The 20,098-nt window shown below is 62.6% G+C and carries 19 protein-coding genes and 1 riboswitch; of the genes, 14 read left to right on the plus strand and 5 right to left on the minus strand.

Translation table 11 applies throughout. The features are described from left to right. The first annotated feature begins 1 nt into the window (after window position 1). Window positions 2-1,054, plus strand: coding sequence for a porin (locus AC54AG_RS26950; protein WP_072456766.1), 1,053 nt, complete (start codon window positions 2-4; stop codon window positions 1,052-1,054). A gap of 9 nt (window positions 1,055-1,063) precedes the next feature. On the opposite strand, the gene AC54AG_RS26955 is transcribed toward AC54AG_RS26950, so the two are convergent. Beyond that, window positions 1,064-3,148: a putative bifunctional diguanylate cyclase/phosphodiesterase gene (locus tag AC54AG_RS26955; RefSeq protein WP_496632397.1), complete on the minus strand. Its 2,085-nt coding sequence runs from the start codon at window positions 3,146-3,148 to the stop codon at window positions 1,064-1,066. Between the two features lie 235 nt (window positions 3,149-3,383). On the opposite strand from AC54AG_RS26955, the gene AC54AG_RS26960 reads away from it, so the two are divergent. From AC54AG_RS26960 to AC54AG_RS27015, 12 genes are all read left to right on the plus strand, one after another. Continuing rightward, complete coding sequence (locus tag AC54AG_RS26960) at window positions 3,384-4,124, plus strand: Crp/Fnr family transcriptional regulator (protein WP_128141281.1); 741 nt, start codon at window positions 3,384-3,386, stop codon at window positions 4,122-4,124. Window positions 4,125-4,169: 45 nt separating this feature from the next. Next, window positions 4,170-6,074: a hybrid sensor histidine kinase/response regulator gene (locus tag AC54AG_RS26965; RefSeq protein WP_496632400.1), complete on the plus strand. Its 1,905-nt coding sequence runs from the start codon at window positions 4,170-4,172 to the stop codon at window positions 6,072-6,074. 28 nt (window positions 6,075-6,102) lie between these two features. After that, on the plus strand, window positions 6,103-6,909 hold the full coding sequence (locus tag AC54AG_RS26970) for a response regulator (protein WP_034749183.1): 807 nt from the start codon (window positions 6,103-6,105) through the stop codon (window positions 6,907-6,909). Between the two features lie 38 nt (window positions 6,910-6,947). After that, entirely contained in the window at window positions 6,948-7,205 is a 258-nt protein-coding gene (locus tag AC54AG_RS26975; RefSeq protein ID WP_034749180.1) for a hypothetical protein, read from the plus strand. 83 nt (window positions 7,206-7,288) lie between these two features. Continuing rightward, a riboswitch (TPP riboswitch) is annotated at window positions 7,289-7,404 on the plus strand. A gap of 79 nt (window positions 7,405-7,483) precedes the next feature. After that, window positions 7,484-9,397 (plus strand): phosphomethylpyrimidine synthase ThiC, encoded by a 1,914-nt coding sequence (gene thiC / locus AC54AG_RS26980; RefSeq protein ID WP_219330002.1) that lies wholly within the window; start codon window positions 7,484-7,486, stop codon window positions 9,395-9,397. A gap of 11 nt (window positions 9,398-9,408) precedes the next feature. Then, entirely contained in the window at window positions 9,409-9,621 is a 213-nt protein-coding gene (gene thiS / locus AC54AG_RS26985; RefSeq protein ID WP_070305801.1) for a sulfur carrier protein ThiS, read from the plus strand. Between the two features lie 15 nt (window positions 9,622-9,636). After that, window positions 9,637-10,428: a thiazole synthase gene (locus AC54AG_RS26990; RefSeq protein ID WP_070305799.1), complete on the plus strand. Its 792-nt coding sequence runs from the start codon at window positions 9,637-9,639 to the stop codon at window positions 10,426-10,428. Window positions 10,429-10,436: 8 nt separating this feature from the next. Then, window positions 10,437-11,192: a bifunctional hydroxymethylpyrimidine kinase/phosphomethylpyrimidine kinase gene (thiD, locus tag AC54AG_RS26995; protein WP_496632404.1), complete on the plus strand. Its 756-nt coding sequence runs from the start codon at window positions 10,437-10,439 to the stop codon at window positions 11,190-11,192. Window positions 11,193-11,202: 10 nt separating this feature from the next. After that, window positions 11,203-11,814, plus strand: a complete 612-nt coding sequence (gene thiE, locus AC54AG_RS27000) for a thiamine phosphate synthase (protein WP_496632406.1) — start codon at window positions 11,203-11,205, stop codon at window positions 11,812-11,814. A gap of 78 nt (window positions 11,815-11,892) precedes the next feature. Then, complete coding sequence (locus tag AC54AG_RS27005; protein ID WP_496632408.1) at window positions 11,893-12,525, plus strand: ANTAR domain-containing response regulator; 633 nt, start codon at window positions 11,893-11,895, stop codon at window positions 12,523-12,525. An 86-nt stretch (window positions 12,526-12,611) separates the two neighbouring features. Continuing rightward, complete coding sequence (locus tag AC54AG_RS27010; RefSeq protein WP_034749160.1) at window positions 12,612-13,718, plus strand: S-(hydroxymethyl)glutathione dehydrogenase/class III alcohol dehydrogenase; 1,107 nt, start codon at window positions 12,612-12,614, stop codon at window positions 13,716-13,718. Between the two features lie 182 nt (window positions 13,719-13,900). Beyond that, on the plus strand, window positions 13,901-14,755 hold the full coding sequence (locus AC54AG_RS27015; protein ID WP_496632410.1) for a hypothetical protein: 855 nt from the start codon (window positions 13,901-13,903) through the stop codon (window positions 14,753-14,755). Here the strand turns inward: AC54AG_RS27015 and AC54AG_RS27020 are convergent. Next, entirely contained in the window at window positions 14,752-15,027 is a 276-nt protein-coding gene (locus AC54AG_RS27020; RefSeq protein WP_496632412.1) for a hypothetical protein, read from the minus strand. The two genes, AC54AG_RS27015 and AC54AG_RS27020, sit on opposite strands and share 4 nt — an antisense overlap. Before the next feature lie 108 nt (window positions 15,028-15,135). Between AC54AG_RS27020 and AC54AG_RS27025 the strand changes: the two genes are divergently transcribed. Beyond that, window positions 15,136-17,439 carry a UvrD-helicase domain-containing protein gene (locus AC54AG_RS27025; protein WP_070305791.1) on the plus strand — a complete coding sequence of 768 codons (2,304 nt, stop codon included), beginning with the start codon at window positions 15,136-15,138 and terminating at the stop codon, window positions 17,437-17,439. A 184-nt stretch (window positions 17,440-17,623) separates the two neighbouring features. Here AC54AG_RS27025 and AC54AG_RS27030 read toward each other — a convergent pair whose 3' ends face one another. From AC54AG_RS27030 to AC54AG_RS27040, 3 genes are all read right to left on the minus strand, one after another. Further along, on the minus strand, window positions 17,624-18,415 hold the full coding sequence (locus AC54AG_RS27030; protein ID WP_496632414.1) for a BPSS1780 family membrane protein: 792 nt from the start codon (window positions 18,413-18,415) through the stop codon (window positions 17,624-17,626). A 2-nt stretch (window positions 18,416-18,417) separates the two neighbouring features. Next, window positions 18,418-19,374, minus strand: a complete 957-nt coding sequence (locus AC54AG_RS27035; protein WP_034749144.1) for a homoserine kinase — start codon at window positions 19,372-19,374, stop codon at window positions 18,418-18,420. An 83-nt stretch (window positions 19,375-19,457) separates the two neighbouring features. Beyond that, window positions 19,458-19,853: a hypothetical protein gene (locus AC54AG_RS27040; RefSeq protein WP_034749142.1), complete on the minus strand. Its 396-nt coding sequence runs from the start codon at window positions 19,851-19,853 to the stop codon at window positions 19,458-19,460. Window positions 19,854-20,098 lie beyond the last annotated feature (245 nt).

A 20,098-nucleotide genomic window follows, 5' to 3' on the forward strand; every position in this document is an offset into this window, starting at 1 on the left:
CATGAAAAAAATCTCGATCACGATGGCACTCGCCACCCTGGGGGCCTTGCCTGCCGCCCACGCCCAGTCGTCAGTTGATCCGTCTTCAGTCACCATGTATGGATTGATGGACGCCGGCCTGGTGCAGGAAGGCGGCATCAGCAAGCTCACCAGCGGCATATCGGCTGGCTCGCGCCTGGGCTTGCGCGGCACCGAGTCCCTGGGCAATGGCTTGCAAGCCGTGTTCACGCTGGAAGCGGGTGTCCTGAGCGACACGGGCCGCTCCGACCAGGCGGGGCAACTGTTCGGCCGCCAGGCGTTTGTCGGCATCGACAGCCCGCTGGGCATGCTGACCGTGGGGCGCCAGTACAACCTGCAAAGCCAGGCCTTGACCGACGTGGCCGACCCGTTCGAAGGCGGCTTTGCCGGCGCGGCAACCAACCTGGCCGGTTATTCGGCCACGCGCATCGACAATACCGTGCGCTACACCTCGCCTGAAATGCGCGGCGTGACGGCCACCGTCATGTACGGCTTTGGCGAACACACGGGTGTGGCGGCCGACCAGCGCTCGCTGGGCCTGGCCCTCGGCTATGTCAACGGTCCCTTGACCTTGCGCCTGGCGCGCCAGAGCCGTGCCGGCGAGCCGGGCAAGGCCGACGTGAACAACACGATTTTGGCCGGTAACTACAACTTCGGCGTGGCCACCGCGTTTGCCGGTTATGGCCGCAACACGGGCGACGGCAGCACCATGTTCTTCGGGGAAAACCCGTATGGCGCGGCACAGGCGCCGGCCCAGTCGACGGACAGCCGCGACGCCATCGTCGGCGTGTCCGTGCCGCTGGGCGCGACGACCTTGCTGGCCTCGTACGTGCACAAGGATGACCGCGACGCTGCCAACCGCGATGCGCGGCAGCTGGCCATCGGCGCCACGTATGCCTTGTCTAAGCGCAGCAAGGTGTATGTTGCTTATGCGCATATTCGCAACCGCAACGACGCCGCCTACATGGTGGGCAATGCCACGGAAGTGGGCACGGGCAACCGCGCCTTCAACGTCGGTCTGCGCCACGCTTTTTAAACCTTTGCGCTAAGCGGGCAGCATGCTGCCTTCGAGCAGCAGTGTCTCGAAGGCGGCGGCAGCCAGCGGGCGGCTGAACAGGTAGCCCTGCATCTGGTCGCAGCCGTGCTGGCGCAGGAAGGCCAGCTGCTGTTCCGTTTCCACGCCTTCGGCGATGACTTTCAGGCGCAGGCTGTGCGCCAGCGAAATGATGGCGCGCACGATGGCCGCGTCGTCCATGCTGTGCGTGATGTCGCTGACGAAGGTTTTGTCGATTTTCAGCACGTCGATGGGGAAGTGGCGCAGGTAGGCCAGACTGGAATAACCGGTACCGAAGTCGTCGATCGACAATTGCACGCCCAGCGCCTTCAGTTTGGCCATGATGGCCGTGGCTTGCTCCACGTCATGCATGACCATGCTTTCCGTCAATTCCAGTTCCAGATGGGCCGCATCGAGTCCCGTGTCCGCCAGCACCTGCGCCACCGCGTGCAGCAAATTCTTTTGCTTGAATTGCCGCGCCGACAGGTTGACGGCCAGGCGCAGCGGGCCATGGCCGGCCAGTTGCCACGCGCGCGCCTGGGCGCATGCCGTGCGCAGCACCCAGTCGCCGATGGGCGTGATCAAGCCCATTTCCTCGGCCAGGCCGATGAAGCTGGCAGGTGGAATACGCCCCAGTTGCGGATGTTGCCAGCGCAGCAGCGCTTCCATGCCCACCACCGTGCCGCTGGCCAGATCCAGCTGGGGCTGGTATTCGAGGTGGAACTGCCCTCGCTCCAGCGCGTGGCGCAATTCGCTCTCCAGTCCCAGCCGCTCCAGGGTGCCCGCATTCATGCCCGAGGCATAGAATTGCCAGTGGCCCCGTCCCTGTTCCTTGGCGCGGTACATGGCGATGTCGGCATGCTTGATCAGGGTGTCGGCATTCTGGCCGTCGTCGGGATACACGGCCACGCCCATGCAGCAGCTGAGAAAAAATTCATATTCGCCCAGTTGCAGCGGCTGCGCCACGGCATCCTGGATGCGCTGCAGGATGGCGGCGCCCGGTTCGCCATTGCCATGCTGGGGCAGCAGCAGCACGAATTCGTCGCCGCCCAGGCGCGCCACCGTGTCGACTTCGCGCGTGGCGTCGCGCAGGCGCTCGGCCACGTTTTTCAGCACCAGGTCGCCCGCGTCGTGGCCCAGGGTATCGTTGACGAATTTAAAGCGGTCGAGGTCGATGAAGACCACCCACAGGGGCAGGCCGCTGCGCCGCGTCACGGCCATCGCCTGTTCCAGCCGTTCGCGCAGCAAGGCCCGGTTGGCCAGGCCCGTCAGGATGTCGTGCCTGGCCTGGAATTCCAGTTCCTGTTCGAAACGCATGACGCTGCTGATGTCGTATTGCGCCACGACAAAGTGGCTGACGGGGCCATCGCCATCGTCGCGCACGGGCGCGACGAACAGCTCGCTCCAGTAGCAGCTGCCATCCTTGCGGAAATTGCGCACGATAGCCTTGCCTTCGCGCTGTTCGCGCAGGGCCGACGTAATGGCGTGCATGTCTTGCCGGCCCTGTTCCGGGCCCTGCAAGTCTTCCAGGCGCTGGCCGATGACTTCGCCGGCCGCATAGCCGGTAATGCGCTCGAAGGCGGGGTTGACGTACTCGATCAGGTAGCCTGGCGCGTCGGCGCTGCACAGGATGATGGCGTTGGCCGACACTTCGATGATGCGTTCGCGCAAACGCAGCGACTTTTCATTGTGCATGCGCGCGGCGATGTCTTCGGACAGGCGCAAATTGGCAAACTGCAGCGCCGCCGTGCGTTCGCCCGTGATGCGGGCAATCACGGAATTGCGCGAGACCAGCTGATACACGTATGCGGCCGCCAGCAGGCTCGACAGCATTCCACCGAGCAGCACATACAGCGAGCCGCGATGGCTGGCGTCCAGGCCCATGCCTTTGGCCGGCAGCAGGGCGGCGCCCAAGGTGTGTCCGCTGGCGTGGTACTGCAGCAGCAGCCGGGCGCTTTCCGCCTCGATCTGGCGCGCCGAGGCGTAGCACAGGGCCGTCAGGCACAGTCCGAACGCGAGCGTGAGCAGGGCCGAGGTGGAAACGGAAATGGAGATGCGTTTGAAGAATGATTGCATGGTGGTCCCGTGGCAGCGCCGGTGCCGATCCATGATCAGGCAGGCCGGGCAGTGACTGACTGTAGGGTGCACGGCGAAATGCCGTCCGTTCGCTACCGAACGGACGGCAATGCCGACAAGAAATATAGTCGGGTCACTGTGCCAGCGCTGTGTTACGCTGCACCACATGGCGCCCCTCGTTCGGACGCCTTTCATCGATCCCCTAGCTGACGACTGGAAAACAGGAAACCTGCCCATGTCGAGTCCGCATGCCCAGCTGCACAACCCGAATCAAAACCATTTGCTCGCCGCCATGCTCGACGCCGATTTCGCGCGCCTGGCCCCCCACCTGGAGCAAGTGCCGATGCTGCTCGGTGACGTGATCTACGATTCGGGCGACAAGCTGCAGCATGTGTATTTCCCCACCACGGCCATCGTTTCCATTCACTACCTGCTGGAAAACGGCGGTTCGTCGGAAATTGCCGGCGTCGGCAATGAGGGCGTCGTGGGCGTGTCGCTGTTCATGGGCGGCAATTCGACGCCGAGCCGCGCCGTCGTGCAGACGGGCGGCGTCGGCTACCGGCTGAAGGCGCATTTGCTGATGGAAGAATTCGACCGCGCCGGCCCCGTCATGCGCTTGCTGCTGCGCTATACGCAAGCGCTGATCACGCAAATGTCGCAGACGGCCGTGTGCAACCGCCACCATACGGTGGAACAGCAGCTGTGTCGCTGGCTGCTGCTGACCATGGACCGCCTGCCGAACCGCGAGCTGACCATGACACAGGAGTTGATTGCCAACATGCTGGGCGTGCGCCGCGAAGGCGTGACGGAAGCGGCCGGGCGTTTGCAGACGCGCGGCTTCATCAGCTACCGGCGTGGCCATATTTCCGTGCTGGACCGCGCCGGTCTCGAAGGCCACGTGTGCGAATGCTATGGCGTGGTGAAGAAGGAATTCACGCGCCTGCTGTCGGATGTGCGCCAGCGCCAGGCGCGCTGAACACCGCATCCTCTCTTTTATCGTTGTCACAGTCCGGGCTACCCCATGCAATCTGTTGAAAACATTCCCCCGCGCGCACCATCGCGCTGGCCCATGGCGCTGGCGTTTTCGTTCAGCGCCATCGTGCTGCTGGCCATCGGCCTGCTGGCCTGGCGCGCGCCGTTCGAAACGGCCTGCGTCATCGACGCGCTGGTCTTCTTGCTGCTGATGCTGCTCGTGGCGCTGTACCGCCGCACGGTGGCGGCCAGCCTGCCGCGTCAGTTGCTCAAGGCGGGCGCCTTGCAGGATGCGATTTTCAACAGCGCCAATTTCTCATGCATCGCCACCGATGCGCAGGGCGTGATCCAGATTTTCAACGTGGGCGCAGAACGCATGCTGGGCTATGCGGCGAGCGACGTGGTCGACAAGCTGACGCCGGCCGGTATTTCTGATGCGCAGGAAATCGTTGCGCGCGCCGCCGCCCTCAGTGCCGAACTCGACACCGTCATCACGCCCGGCGTGGAAGCGCTCGTGTTCAAGGCCACGCGCGGCATCGAAGACATCTATGAACTGACCTACATCCGCAAAGATGGCAGCCGCTTCCCCGCCATTGTTTCCGTGACGGCCTTGCGCGATGCGCAAAGCAAGGTCATTGGCTACTTGCTGATCGGCACGGACAACACGGTGCGCAAGCAGGTCGAGGCGGAACAGGCCTTGCTGGACCAGCGCCTGCGCGAACAGCAGGCGTACACGCGCTCGCTGGTCGAGACCAACAATGCGGAGTTGAAGAAGGCACGCCTGGTGGCGGAAAAGGCCAACCGCGCCAAGTCCGAATTCCTGTCGAGCATGAGCCACGAATTGCGTACGCCGCTGAACGCCGTGCTGGGCTTTGCACAGCTGATGGCGTCCGACGTGCCGCCGCCCACCGTGCCGCAGCAGCGCTCGATCGAGCAGATACTCAAGGGCGGCTGGTATCTGCTGCGTCTGATCAATGAAATTCTCGACCTGGCCATGATCGAATCGGGCAAGGTCACCTTGTCGCAGGAAGCGATGTCGCTGCTTGACGTGCTGCAGGATTGCCAGGCGATGATTGCGCCGCAGGCGGAAAAGCGCGGCATCCGCATGCATTTCCCCCGCTGCGGCCAGGCCTTCTATGTGCATGCGGACCGCACACGCGTGAAACAGGTGATGGTCAACCTGCTGTCGAACGCCATCAAGTACAACCAGGGCGGCGGCACCGTCACCGTCGATTGCAGCCAGCGCGGCGCCAAGGTACGGGTCAGCGTGCGCGACAGCGGCGCCGGCCTCGACGCGGGCCAGGTAGCCCAGCTGTTCCAGCCATTCAACCGCCTGGGACAGGAAAACAGCACGGAAGAGGGCACGGGCATCGGCCTCGTCGTCACCAAGCAGCTGATCGAATTGATGGGCGGCACCATCGGCGTCGACAGCACGGTCGGCGTGGGCACCACGTTCTGGTTCGAGCTGGCTTCCAGCAGCGCGCCAGCCCTGGTGCTGGGCGACGGCGACGCGTTGCCACAGGTGCAGGAGCCGCAGGAAAGCCAGCGCACCTTGCTGTACGTGGAAGACAATCCCGCCAACCTGGCGCTGGTGGAGCAATTGATCGCCCGCCGCAGCGATTTGAAGTTGCTCACGGCCATCGATGCGCACCTGGGCATCGACCTGGCGCGCACGTATCAGCCGGACGTGATCTTGATGGACATCAACCTGCCCGGCATCAGCGGCTTTGGCGCCCTGCATATCCTGCATGACGATCCGCTGACGAGCCATATTCCCGTGATGGCCCTGTCGGCCAACGCCGTGCCGCGCGACATCGAGAAGGGCCTGGAAGCGGGCTTCTTCCGCTACCTGACCAAGCCGATCAAGGTCGTCGAATTCATGGATGCGCTCGACGTGGCCCTGCACCATGCGGCCGCGCACGGCCTGGCCGACGACATTCACGCAATACGCTAATTCAGCATTTATTTTTAGGAATACCGCCATGCTTCAAGCCACCGAGATTTTGAACGCCAGCATCCTCATCGTAGATGACCAGGAGGCGAACGTCATGCTGCTGGAACAGGTGCTGCGCAATGCCGGCTATACGCGCATCACGTCCACCATGGACCCGCAAGCCGTGCGTGCGCTGCACCAGCAGCACCGCTACGACCTGATCCTGCTCGACCTGCAGATGCCGGAAATGGATGGCTTCGAGGTCATGGAAGGCTTGCGCGACATCGAGGCGGGCAGCTATCTGCCCGTGCTGGTGATCACGGCCCAGCCCGGCCACAAGCTGCGCGCGCTGCAGGCGGGCGCCAAGGACTTCGTCAGCAAGCCGTTCGATCTGGTGGAAGTCAAGACGCGCATCCACAACATGCTGGAAGTGCGCCTGCTGTACCAGAAGCTGGCCGAATACAACAAGTCGCTGGAACAGATGGTGGAAGAGCGCACGGCGGAACTGCGCGAAAGCGAAGCGCGCTTCCAGCGCTTCACGGAACTGTCGTCCGACTGGTACTGGGAACAGGATGCGCAGGGCAATCTGACGCGCTTTTCCGGCCCCGTGGCTGAAATGCTGGGCATCGGCAGCGAGCAAGAGCCGCAGCGCTGGAACGCCACCGAACGAGCGCTGCTCGACGCAAAAATTGCCGCGCGCGAACCATTTCTCGATTTCATCTACAGCCGCGCCAACCTCGACGGCAGCACGCAGTACCTGCAGGTGAGCGGCGAACCGATGTTCGACAATGGCAGCCGCTTCATCGGCTACCGCGGCATCGGCCTCGATGTCACGGAGCGCCATCGCATTGCCTGATTTATACTGGGTGCTATCGATACTGACCAGGAAAAATCATGACTGACAAATCAACGCCGCAATACTGGTTCCCCGCCAAGACCTATGGCTGGGGCTGGGGCTTGCCCATCACGTGGCAGGGCTGGCTGGTGTTCCTGGCCGCGCTGGCGCTGTTCGCCTGCGGCGCTTTCCTGTTCCCGCCGCAGACCATGCTCGTGGGCTACATCGTCTATGAAGTGGCCATCGTTGCCGTGCTCATTTTCATCTGCCAGCTGAAGGGTGAACCGACCAGCTGGCGCTGGGGTAAGAAGAAGTAGAGCGATGTACAAAGACGACACCTGCAAGAAATCATCTGGCCGCGCGGCGTGAACCGCGTATAATTGGCTCGCTGCCGCAAGGCGGCAAACGCTAGGGGTCCTGCCTTTCGCTGTGGAAACACAGTGCAAGCGCGGGTGAGAAATACCCTCCGAACCTGATCTGGATAATGCCAGCGAAGGGAAGCTTTAGGATGAACGCACCCCGCTTTTCCGCGTGCGCGCAGCCGAACCTCCTTAGCTGGCTCCAGGCTTAAAAATAGTCTAGCCAAGGAGCCAAAATGAACGCCAACCCGAAATTCCTCTCCGCCACCGCCACGGTCGACGAAGCCGCCATCGCGCCACTGCCCAATTCGCGCAAGATCTATGTTGAAGGCAGCCGCCCCGACATCCGCGTGCCCATGCGCGAGATCAGCCAGTCCGACACGGAAGCGTCGTTCGGCGGCGAAAAGAACCCGCCGATCTACGTCTACGACACTTCCGGCCCGTACACGGACCCGGACGTGCAGATCGACATCCGCTCGGGCCTCGACACGCCGCGCCTGCCGTGGATCGTCGAACGTGCCGATACGGAAGAATTGCCGGGCCCGACCTCCGACTACGGCATCGCCCGCCTGGCGGACCCGAAGCTGGCCGAGCTGCGTTTCAACCTGCACCGCAAGCCGCGCCGCGCCATCGCCGGCAAGAACGTGACGCAAATGCACTACGCGCGCCAGGGCATCATCACGCCGGAAATGGAATTCGTGGCCATCCGCGAAAACATGCGCCGCCAGGAATATTTGCGTGAGCTGAAAGCGTCCGGTCCCATGGGCGAGCGCCTAGCCGACCTGATGGGCCGCCAGCATCCGGGCCAGTCGTTTGGCGCCAGCATCCCGGCCGAGATCACGCCGGAATTCGTGCGCGAGGAAATTGCCCGCGGCCGCGCCATCATCCCCGCCAACATCAACCATCCGGAAGTCGAGCCGATGATTATCGGCCGCAATTTCCTCGTGAAAATCAACGCGAATATTGGCAACTCGGCCGTCACCTCGTCGATCGGCGAGGAAGTGGAAAAGATGACCTGGGCCATCCGCTGGGGCGGCGATAACGTGATGGATCTGTCGACCGGCAAGCACATCCACGAGACGCGCGAATGGATCGTGCGCAACAGCCCCGTGCCGATCGGCACCGTGCCCATCTACCAGGCACTGGAAAAGGTCAATGGCAAGGCCGAAGATTTAACTTGGGAAATCTTCCGCGACACCCTGATCGAGCAGGCCGAGCAGGGCGTCGATTACTTCACCATCCACGCGGGCGTGCTGCTGCGCTATGTGCCGATGACAGCCAAGCGCCTGACGGGCATCGTCTCGCGCGGCGGCTCCATCATGGCGAAATGGTGTCTGGCACACCACCAGGAATCATTCCTGTACACGCATTTCGAAGAGATTTGCGAAATCATGAAAGCGTACGACGTGTCGTTCTCGCTGGGCGACGGCTTGCGTCCCGGCTCCATCTACGATGCCAACGACGAGGCGCAGCTGGGCGAACTGAAAACCCTGGGTGAGCTGACGCAAGTCGCCTGGAAGCACGACGTGCAAGTGATGATCGAGGGGCCTGGCCACGTACCGATGCAGCTGATCAAGGAAAACATGGACTTGCAGCTGGAACAGTGCGGCGAAGCGCCGTTCTATACCTTGGGGCCATTGACGACCGATATCGCGCCCGGCTACGACCACATCACGTCCGGCATTGGCGCTGCCATGATCGGCTGGTATGGCACGGCCATGTTGTGCTACGTGACGCCGAAGGAACACCTGGGCCTGCCCAACAAGGCGGACGTCAAGGACGGCATCATCACGTACAAGATTGCGGCGCACGCGGCCGACCTGGCCAAGGGCCATCCGGGCGCGCAAATCCGCGACAACGCGCTGTCGAAAGCCCGCTTTGAATTCCGCTGGGATGACCAGTTCAACATCGGCCTGGACCCGGACAAGGCGCGTGAATTCCACGATGAAACCCTGCCCAAGGATTCGGCCAAGGTGGCGCATTTCTGCTCCATGTGCGGCCCCCATTTCTGCTCGATGAAGATCACGCAGGAAGTGCGCGAATACGCGGCCGGCATGGGCATCGCGGAAGACAAGGCGCTCAAGCAGGGCATGGAAATCAAGGCCATCGAATTCATCAAGAACGGCGCCGAGCTGTACCGCAAAGTCTGAGGGAGAGCGTGATGCCTGCATTCATCAACATCACGCTCAACGGCGCACCGCACCAGGTGCCGCCGGGGCAAACCCTGGACCAACTGATCGCCGCGCTGTCGCTGGAAAACCAGGCGCTGGCGCTGGCCGTCAACCGCAATGTCGTGCCGCGCAAGGCGTGGCAGGGGCAGGTCTTGCAAACCCAGGATCAAGTGGAAATAGTCCGCGCCATCGGCGGCGGCTGAACTAAGGAAAAAGCAATGAACAGTAATAACAACGACCTGCTGACCATCGCAGGCAAACAGTATCAATCGCGCTTGCTGGTCGGTAGCGGCAAGTACAAGGATTTACCGCAGACGCGCGAAGCGACGGATGCGGCCGAGGCGCAGATCATCACGGTGGCGATCCGGCGCGTGAATATCGGGCAGGACCCGAACGCGCCCAGCCTGCTCGATGTCGTGCCGCCGGACCAGTACACGATTTTGCCGAACACGGCCGGCTGCTACAACGCCAAGGACGCTGTCTACACCCTGCAACTGGCGCGCGAGCTTCTGGGCGGACGCAATCTGGTGAAACTGGAAGTGCTCGGTGACGAAAAGACCTTGTTTCCGCACATGCCGGAAACCTTGATTGCGGCCGAGGCGCTGGTCAAGGATGGCTTTGACGTGATGGTCTACTGCAGCGATGATCCGATCCAGGCGAAGATTCTGGAAGACATCGGCTGCGTGGCCGTCATGCCGCTGGCGTCCCTGATCGGTTCGGGCATGGGCATCTTGAATCCATGGAATTTGTCGCTGATCATCGACCAGGCGAAAGTGCCCGTGCTCGTCGATGCCGGCGTGGGCACGGCTTCCGATGCGGCCATTGCCATGGAACTCGGCTGCGATGGCGTGCTGATGAATACGGCCATTGCCGGCGCGCGCGACCCCGTGCGCATGGCGCATGCGATGAAGCTGGCCGTGCGGGCCGGGCGCGAAGCATTCCTGGCGGGACGCATGCCGCGTAAATTTGCCGCGTCGCCGTCGTCGCCGATGGCGGGCCGGCTGGCGTGACGGTGCCGATGCGCCACACTGTGCTCGTGTTTGCCGGCGCCGATCCGTCGGGCGGCGCCGGCATCGCCGCCGATATCGTGGCCATTGCGGCGCAGGGCGCGCATGCCTTGCCCGTCATCACGGCGCTGACGGTGCAGGACAACGACAGGGTCTTTGGCGTCGAACCGGTGGCGCCGGAATTGCTGCGCCGCCAGGCGCAGGCGCTGATCGACAAGATCAGCATCGATGCCGTGAAGATCGGCATTCCCGGCAGCGCCGCGAACGCGGCCGTCATCGCGCAACTGATCGCGCAATTGCGGCTGGCCCGCCCAAGCTTGCCTGTCGTGCTCGACCCCGTGCTGGCCAGCGGCCATGGCGACGTGCTCAGCCGGGATGATGCCGTACTGGCGCTGGCGCCCTTGCTGCCGGTGACGACCGTCATCGTACCGAACGGGCCGGAAGCGCTGGCCTTGGGCGGCGAGGGAAACTTGCTGGAACAAGGCTGTGAGAACGTGCTGGTGACGGGCGGCCATGGCACAGGCGAGGTGATCGTCAACCGCTGGCTCGATGGTGCTGGCAATGAGCGCGAGTGGCGCTGGCCGCGCCTGCCTGGCGAATTTCACGGCAGCGGCTGCACTTTGGCGTCCGCCATCGCGGCGCGCCTGGCGCAAGGCATGCCGATGCAAGAGGCGCTCGATGGCGCGCAACGCTATTGCCATGCGGCCCTGACCGGCGCCTATGCGATAGCGCCAGGCCAGCTGATGCCGCAACGATTCATTCAATAAGGAAAATATCATGCGTGGACTGTATCTGGTTACCCCGAACTGGGACGACACCGACCGCCTGCTCGACGTGAGCGAGCAAGCCTTGCAGGAAGGCGTGGCCTTGCTGCAATACCGCCACAAGAGCGCGGAAGCGGAGCAGCGGCGCGAACAGGCGGGCGCCTTGCTGGCGCTGGCCCGTAAGTACGGCGTGCCTTTCATCATCAATGACTTCATCGAACTGTGCGAAGAGCTCGACGCGGACGGCGTGCACGTGGGCGGCACGGATGCATCCGTGGCGCAGGTGCGTACGCGCCTGGGCAAGGACAAGATCGTCGGTGCCTCGTGCTATGGGGACATGGCCTTGGCACGAACGGCGGAGGCGGGCGGCGCCAGCTATGTGGCCTTCGGCGGCTTTTATCCGTCGCTGGTGAAAAAGTATCCGGTCACGACACCGCTCGACATCGTGCTGCAGGCGAAACGCGAGATCGCCTTGCCTTGCGTGGTGATCGGCGGCATGACGCCGGAGAACGCCGCGCCGCTGGCCGCGCGCGGTGCCGACATGGTGGCGGCGATCAGCAGTGTCTACCAGGCGGACGATGTGGATATTGCGGTGCAGCAATTCAATCAATTGTTTGCGGCATGAACAGTGGCGTGCAAGGCTGGTTTGGGCGAATAATCGGCATATAATAAGAACATCATTCATTACCGAGGTCCCCCACCCATGAGCCAGCCAGCCGCCGCGAAACGCCTTATCCTGATCGTTGACGATGACCAGCTCCTGTTGGAATTCCTCGGCGAAGTCCTGCGGCATGCCGGCTACGAAACAGCCCTGGCCCATTCGGCCGAAGTGGCGCTGCAGCTGATCGCCCAGCGCGAGCCGGACCTGGCCTTGCTCGACATCCACATGCCGGGCATGTCCGGCCTGGAACTGGCCAAGCGCCTGCATGGCGAAACGGCCGTGCCGTTCATGTTCCTGTCCGGCAGCGGCGACAGCGAGTCGGGCAAGCAGGCGGCCGCCTACGGCGCCGTCGGTTATGTGGTGAAACCCGTCGATGAAGGCCGCTTGATGCCCGCGTTTGAAGCGGGCCTGGCCCGTGCCGATGAAATCCGCCAGCTGCGCCGTACCGAGCTGAACCTGAACGCGGCCCTGGCCGCCGGCCGCGAAACGAGCCTGGCCGTGGGTTTGCTGATGGGCAAGTTCCAGACAGACCGCAACACGGCCTTCGAAGTGCTGCGCGACCACGCCCGTTCCAGCCGCCGCAAGATCAATGAAATCGCCAGCCAGTTGCTGCTGGCCGAGGAAACCCTGAACGGCTTGCATGGGGCGTTTTTGAACCGCGCGAAAAGCAAGTAAGCGTTTTACTGGCGCCTGCTTTGCTATGATGTGGCGATACGGCGCGCTGGCGCGCCCGGTTCAACCATACACAGCACAGGACACACATGAAAACCAAAGCAGCGATTGCATGGAAGGCGGGCGCGCCTTTGACCATCGAAGAAGTCGACCTGGCCGGCCCGCGCGAGGGTGAGGTACTGGTCGAGATCAAGGCCACGGGCATTTGCCATACCGATTACTACACCCTGTCGGGCGCCGATCCGGAAGGCATCTTCCCGTCCATCCTGGGCCATGAAGGCGCCGGCATCGTCGTCGACGTGGGCCCGGGCGTGAAAAGCCTGAAAAAAGATGACCACGTCATTCCCCTGTACACGCCGGAATGCCGCCAGTGCAAATTCTGCCTGTCGCAAAAAACCAACTTGTGCCAGTCGATCCGCTCGACCCAGGGCCGCGGCCTGATGCCGGATGCGACATCGCGCTTTTCCATCGACGGCAAGCCCATCTTCCACTACATGGGCACGTCCACGTTCTCGAATTACATCGTCGTGCCGGAAATCGCCCTGGCGAAGATCCGCGAAGACGCGCCATTCGACAAGGTCTGCTACATCGGCTGCGGCGTCACCACCGGCGTGGGCGCCGTGTTGTTTACGGCCAAGGTCGAGGCGGGCGCCAACGTGGTCGTGTTCGGCCTGGGCGGCATCGGCCTGAATGTGATCCAGGCAGCCAAGATGGTCGGCGCCGACAAGATCATCGGCGTGGACATCAACCCGGCCCGCCAGGCCATCGCGCGCAAGTTCGGCATGACGCATTTCGTCAACGCCAACGAGGTGGAAAATGTGGTCGACACGATCGTGCAGTTGACGGACGGCGGCGCCGACTATTCGTTTGAATGCATCGGCAACACCACCACCATGCGCCAGTCGCTCGAGTGCTGCCACAAGGGCTGGGGCCAGTCCATCATCATCGGCGTGGCGGCAGCCGGCCAGGAAATTTCCACTCGTCCATTCCAGCTGGTGACGGGGCGCGTGTGGAAAGGTTCCGCCTTCGGTGGCGCACGGGGCCGCACGGACGTGCCGAAGATCGTCGACTGGTATATGGAAGGCAAGCTCAACATCGACGATTTGATTACGCACCGCCTGAAGCTCGACGACATCAACCAGGGCTTCGACCTGATGAAGAGCGGCGAATCGATCCGCTCCGTCGTGCTGTACTAATACATTACGCCGTACCACGGCGTTTTTGCGGAGGCTGCGGCCTCCGTTTTTTTGCCCGGCCTCCATCCATCGCCCGTGTCTGCCATCCAGGCCGGTCTTTTTGCAGCCTGTCGCACCGCGCTGGAGCCGTGCTCCATCCGCCGCTAAAGTCAATGCTCCACTACTTTTGCGACGAGGCAGCCATGTCCACTTCCTACCGTTTGATCCTCAGCCTGGCCGGTATCCTGCTTGGCGGCAGTGCGCTGGCCGTGCAGCCGCCGCAGCCGCCCGCGCCGCCTGCCCCGCCGGCCGCACCCAGCGTGCAGGTCAGCCGTTCGATCGACAAGGGCGAAAGCTATGCGCTCGTCGACGGCGCCACGGATAGCGAGGGCGTCATCGTCGTCGACAGCGATATTCACTCGCAGCAGGTGGAAAAGCTCAAGCGCTCGATCAAGGGGCCGTTCCTGTGGTTCCGCGACCAGGGGCAGGCCTATGTGCTGCAGGATGCGGCCTTGCTGGGCAAGGTGCGCACGGCATGGCAGCCGTCGAAACAGATCGGCAAGGAGATGAGCGCGCTCGGCGATCAAATGGGCGAGCATGGCAAGGCCATGGGCGAAATGGGCCGCAAGATGGGCGCCCGCAGCCTGGAAAAAGGCAGCGCGCGCGAGTCGGAACAGTTGCGCGCGCTGGGCCGCCAGCAGCAGGAGCTGGGCCGCAAGCTCGGTGACGCTTCGCGCCGCCAGGCGCTGGCAACGAGCGACACGGCGCGCCGCGCGGCCGAGCGCGACGTGGAGCGCCTGCAGCAGCAGATGGAAGATGCGCAGGAAGAGATGGAAGAGATCAACGACCGCATCGCCGACGTGCACGAGCGCGAGGCCGAGAAAGCGGAGCAGATGTCGCGCCAGATGGAGCAGCGCAGCAAGCCGATGGAAGCGCTGGGCAAGCAAATGGGCGAGCTGGGCCGCCAGCAGGAAAAAGTCGTCAAGATCGCCGACAAGACCACGCGCCAGGTAATCGCCCAGGCGCTCAGCGAAGGCAAGGCGAAGCTGGTGCGCTAAGCAACAATCCAGGTGGCGGCCACGGCCAGGTATTGCGCCGGCAACCGCTCCCTGGCGTCGTCCTCGCTGGCATACACGTCATCCTGCACCGTTTCCCACTGCGCGTCGCAGCTGAAACGGTAGACGCGCGCCTCGTCTGCGTAGCGGCACACGGCCAGGCCGTGGATGGCGGTGGGGGCGCCACCATGCTCATTGGTGACATGGCCGAAGGGCTGGTCGGACCAGGCCCAGGCCAGTACGCTGGCGCCGTCGAGGTGGGTGGGTGGTGTCATGGGATGCAGGCCGCTGTGTCGGGATGGCGATTGTAGCGCGCGTGGGTAAAATGCCGCGACCGCTGGACAAATGCACAGTATTTTTAGCCATGCCGGTATAATCACGGGATGCAAAATCTTCTTCACAACCTCAATCCCGAACAATTGGCTGCCGTCACCTTGCCGGCGCAGCATGCGCTGATCCTGGCAGGCGCCGGTTCAGGCAAGACCCGCGTGCTGACCACCCGCATCGCGTGGCTGATCCAGACCCAGCAGGTATCGCCGCCCGGCATCCTGGCCGTGACGTTTACCAATAAAGCCGCCAAGGAAATGCTCACGCGCCTGTCGGCCATGCTGCCGATCAACACGCGCGGCATGTGGATCGGCACCTTCCACGGCCTGTGCAACCGCTTGCTGCGCACGCACTACCGCGACGCGGCCTTGCCGCAAACGTTCCAGATCCTCGACTCGCAGGATCAATTGTCGGTGATCAAGCGCTTGTTGAAGGCAAACAACATCGATGATGAAAAATTCCCGCCGAAGACGGTGATGTATTTCATCAACAACGCCAAGGACCAGGGCTTGCGCGCCACGGACGTGGAAGCGTACGACGCGCACGAGCGCAAGATGGTCGAGCTGTACCAGTTGTACGACGACCAGTGCCAGCGCGAAGGCGTCGTCGATTTTGCGGAATTGCTGCTGCGCACGTATGAACTGCTGAGCCGCAACCAGCCGCTGCGCGAACACTACCAGGCCCGCTTCCGCCATATTCTCGTGGACGAGTTCCAGGATACGAATAACCTGCAATACAACTGGCTCAAATTGCTGGCTGGCCACGGCAGCCGCGATGGCGGCGCCCTGTTTGCCGTCGGCGACGATGACCAGAGCATCTACGCGTTCCGCGGCGCCAACGTGGGCAATATGAGCGCCTTCGAGCATGAGTTCCAGGTCAAGAACTTGATCAAGCTCGAGCAGAATTATCGCTCGCACGGCCACATCCTCGACAGCGCCAACGTGCTGATCGCGAACAACAGCAAGCGCCTGGGCAAGAATCTGCGCACGGACGCGGGCCATGGCGAGCAGGTGCGCGTGTATGAGGCCAGTTCCGATCTGCAGGAAGCGCAGTGGATCATCGAAGAGGCGAAAAGCCTGATCGCCGATGGCGCTTCGCGCAGCGAAATCGCGATCTTGTACCGCTCGAATGCGCAGTCGCGCGTGATCGAGCATGCACTGTTTTCGGCCGCGATTCCGTATCACGTGTATGGCGGCCAGCGCTACTTCCAGCGCGCCGAGGTCAAGCACGCGATTGCCTATTTGCAGTTGATGGACAATCCGCACAACGATTCGGCCTTCTTGCGCGTGGTCAATTTCCCTACGCGCGGCATCGGCATGCGCTCGATCGAGCAATTGCAGGCCGCCTCGGAACAGTACGGCATTTCGCTGTACGCCTCCGTGCCGTATGTGGCGGGCAAGGCGGGCAGCGTGCTGGCCGGCTTCGTCAAGCTGATCGAAGGCGTGCGTTTCGAAACGCAGCAATTGTCTCTGCCGGAAATGGTCAGAGTGGTGCTGGAGGCGAGTACCTTGCTCCAGCATTACCAGAACGAAAAAGAAGGCGCCGACCGCATCGAGAACTTGGAACAGATGGTCAGCGCGGCCAGCCAGTTCATTTCCGAGGAAGGTTTCGGCCAGGGCGCACCGGCCCATCTGGGCCCTGCCGCCCAGGCGCAGTCGGGCGCGCCCGTGGTCAACCAGGATGGCATCGAAATTTTAGATGCGGACGCGCCGCTGCCGGCCGTGATGTCGCCGCTGTCCGCGTTTTTATCGCACGCGTCGCTGGAAGCGGGCGACAACCAGGCGCAGGCGGGCCAGGATGCGCTGCAGATGATGACGGTGCACTCGGCCAAGGGCCTGGAATTCGACAATGTGTTCATCACGGGCCTTGAAGAGGGCCTGTTCCCGCACGAAAGCAGCTCGAAGGAAGACAATGGCGTGGAAGAGGAACGCCGGCTGATGTACGTGGCCATCACGCGCGCACGCAAGCGGCTGTACATGAGCTTTTCGCAGACGCGCATGCTGCATGGCCAGACGCGCTACAACATGAAATCGCGCTTCTTCGACGAATTGCCGGAAGAATCGCTGAAATGGCTGTCGCCGAAGGTGCAGGCGAACTGGTTCGGCAACCGCAAGTCGGCCTGGGATGAGGCACCGCGTGTGGTCAGCCTCGGTTCGGACAATGCGATTGCGCAAAAGATCGCGCAAAAAGCCACGGGCGGCGGCTGGCGCATCGGTGAATCGGTGGCGCACGCCAAGTTCGGCGAAGGCGTGATCGTCAATATCGAAGGTGGCGGCGGCAATGCGCGCGCGCAAATCAATTTCGGACAGCACGGCATGAAGGTGCTGGATTTGGGGATTGCGAAGCTGGAACGGCTGTGACGGTAATCTGGCGCCACCGCGGGGGCTAACAATGTTGTCGGATTACGCGTGGCCTTCGGCCCCGCTAATCCGACCTACCAGGAACATACTCTGGCCGGTCGCATAGGTCGGATTAGCGAAGCGTAATCCGACACCATTGTTGGCCTCGCAGCGTCGGATTACGCGGCCGACCGGTGTCTGGCGATCACTCGCCGGTCTTGTCCAGCGACACCGTCTTGCTCTCATCGACGGGCAGGCCGAAGATCTGGCGGTAGGCGGCATAGAACGAGCAATGCATGATGATGGTGAGTATCATCGACAGCGGCATCATCAGTTGCATCATCAGCTGCGTGCGGCCAAAGATGACGGCCAGCAACTGGCTGGTGACGATGCTGATGGCGAACCAGGTGGCGGCGAAGACGATGAAGGCCGACAGCGAACGCCAGACGGCGAAAAAGCTGAAGAACAGCGCCTTGCCCAGGCTGATGCGTTGCCAGTAGATCAGCGGTGCGGCAAAGCAGAAGGCCATGGCGGCAGGCACGTACATGACGATGGCCAGCAGGATGCCGAGGCCCAGGCGTGATTCGGGGATGGCGGCGCGTGCCGCTTCTTCCGTCAGTTGCCCGGTGACCAGTTTCCACAGCAAACCGTCGTCCACGAGGGTCGAGGCGCCGATGGCGACGATGGCCATCAGGATGTACAGCACGCCCAGGCCGAACAGGGAAGGAAACGCGGGCTTGCGGAAGCCCGAGATCAGCAGGCTGGGCAGGACGCGCTTGCCCTGGTCGATATTCAGGCAGCCTTGCACGAAGGCAACAGAAAACACGGGGACCAGGATGACGGGCAGCAATTGGCCGAGCACAGGCACGATGCTGACGGCCAGCATGCAGAACATATAGCCGAGAAACAACATCGACATGCCGCCAGGTTGCTTGCGAAACAGGGCAAAGCCTTGTTTCACCCATTGCCAACCTGTACTTGCAGGTAATTTTTCCATTTTTAAAACAGTTCCGGAGCAGGTGTGGCAATACGTTCGCGCAGAATGCGTTCGAAATGCGTGGGATCGTGCGGGGTCAGCATTTCCGCTTCGCGCGGCTGGTAATAATCGTACAGGCGCGACAGCCAGAAGCGCAGTGCGGCGGCGCGCAGCATCGGTTGCCATGCCGTTTGTTCTTCATGCGTAAACGGGCGCACGGCCTGGTAGGCGTCGAGCAGGGCGCGCACTCTTTCGGTATCGAGCACCCCTGTGGCCAGGTCCACGCACCAGTCGTTGACGGTGACGGCCACGTCGAACAGCCACGTGTCGCAGCCGGCAAAGTAAAAGTCGAAAAAGCCTGTCAGTTGCTCGCCGTCAAACATGACGTTGTTGCGGAACAAGTCGGCATGCACGGGGCCGCGCGGGATGGCTTTATAGGTATCGCAGGCAGCAAAGGCGTCCTGGAAATGGATTTCCGCGCGCAGCAAGTGCGCTTTGGCATCGTCGAGGTGGTGCAAGACCAAGGGCGTGGTGGCGTTCCACCAGTCCAGTCCCCGCAAATTCGGCTGCTGCAGGGGGAAATCCTGCGCCGCCAGATGCATCTTCGCCAGCATGGCGCCGACGGCCGCGCAATGCACGGCTTGCGGCGCCATCTGCGAGCTGCCGTCGAGTTTGCTGACGATGGCGGCCGGCTTGCCTTGCAGGGCCGTCACCAGTTCGCCATCGGCATTGGCGATCGGCGCCGGCACCAGTACGCCCCGGTCCGCCAAATGGCGCATCAGTTGCAGATAGAACGGCAATTGCTCGAAGCTGAGGTTTTCAAAGATCGTCAGCACATACTCGCCGCGCTCCGTGCTCAGGAAAAAATTGCTGTTTTCGATGCCGGACGCGATGCCCTTGAGCGCCAGAGGTTTGCCGAGTGGAAACTGCGTGATCCACTGGTCGATATCGTCCAGGTGTAGCGCGGTAAAAACTGCCATGGGAAAGAGGGGAATGGTCTAAAAGGTCAAAAAAAGCCGGCTGCCCCCCAGATGGCCGGGGCAGGGCAGAAGAGAGTGGCTGCTTACTTCGCTGGTGCGGGTGGTGCTGGCGCGTCCGCTGCCTCTTCATCGCGTTGTTTCTGTTTCTTCTTGCCCAGGTCAAATTCCAGCACTTTCCATTGCGGGCCGCGCAAGGCGTTGCCGTTGGCCTGGTCGCCACCGGCGGCCGGCTTCATGTAATAGGTGCTGCCGCCGCTCGTGACTTTGACTTCGGACGTCACGCCCGCTTCGCGTTTTTCGGTGATTTGCTGCTTGGCCGCCGCTGGCGCCACGGTGATCGGAGCTTCGCCCATTTCCTCGATACGTTCGAGCTGTGGCGGCGCGTCGCTCGGTTTGGCCGGCGTCTGGGCGCTGGCAATGGCCGAACATGCCAGCAGGGGCAGGGCGAGGAATGTCCAGAGTGTCGATGTACGCATCATGATGGGTTCGCTTCCATGTGTGGGACTGCAGCGCGTGCAGTGTGTAATGCCGTCAATTTATCTATAAGGCATTGTAACAAACTGGTAGGCAATGCTGTTTAAATGTGCCGAAATGGCTGGCAACGGCAGCCCGCGCGCCCGCACGGGGCCGCCAGCTTGTTAAAAACGCCAGGAACGGCAAGAGTTGCGGCCGGTGGCGCGGCCCTAAACTCTGCGATAATTGTGCGATATTCCGCCCGTCCGCC

It is taken from the genome of Janthinobacterium sp. BCJ23, from assembly GCF_059617945.1.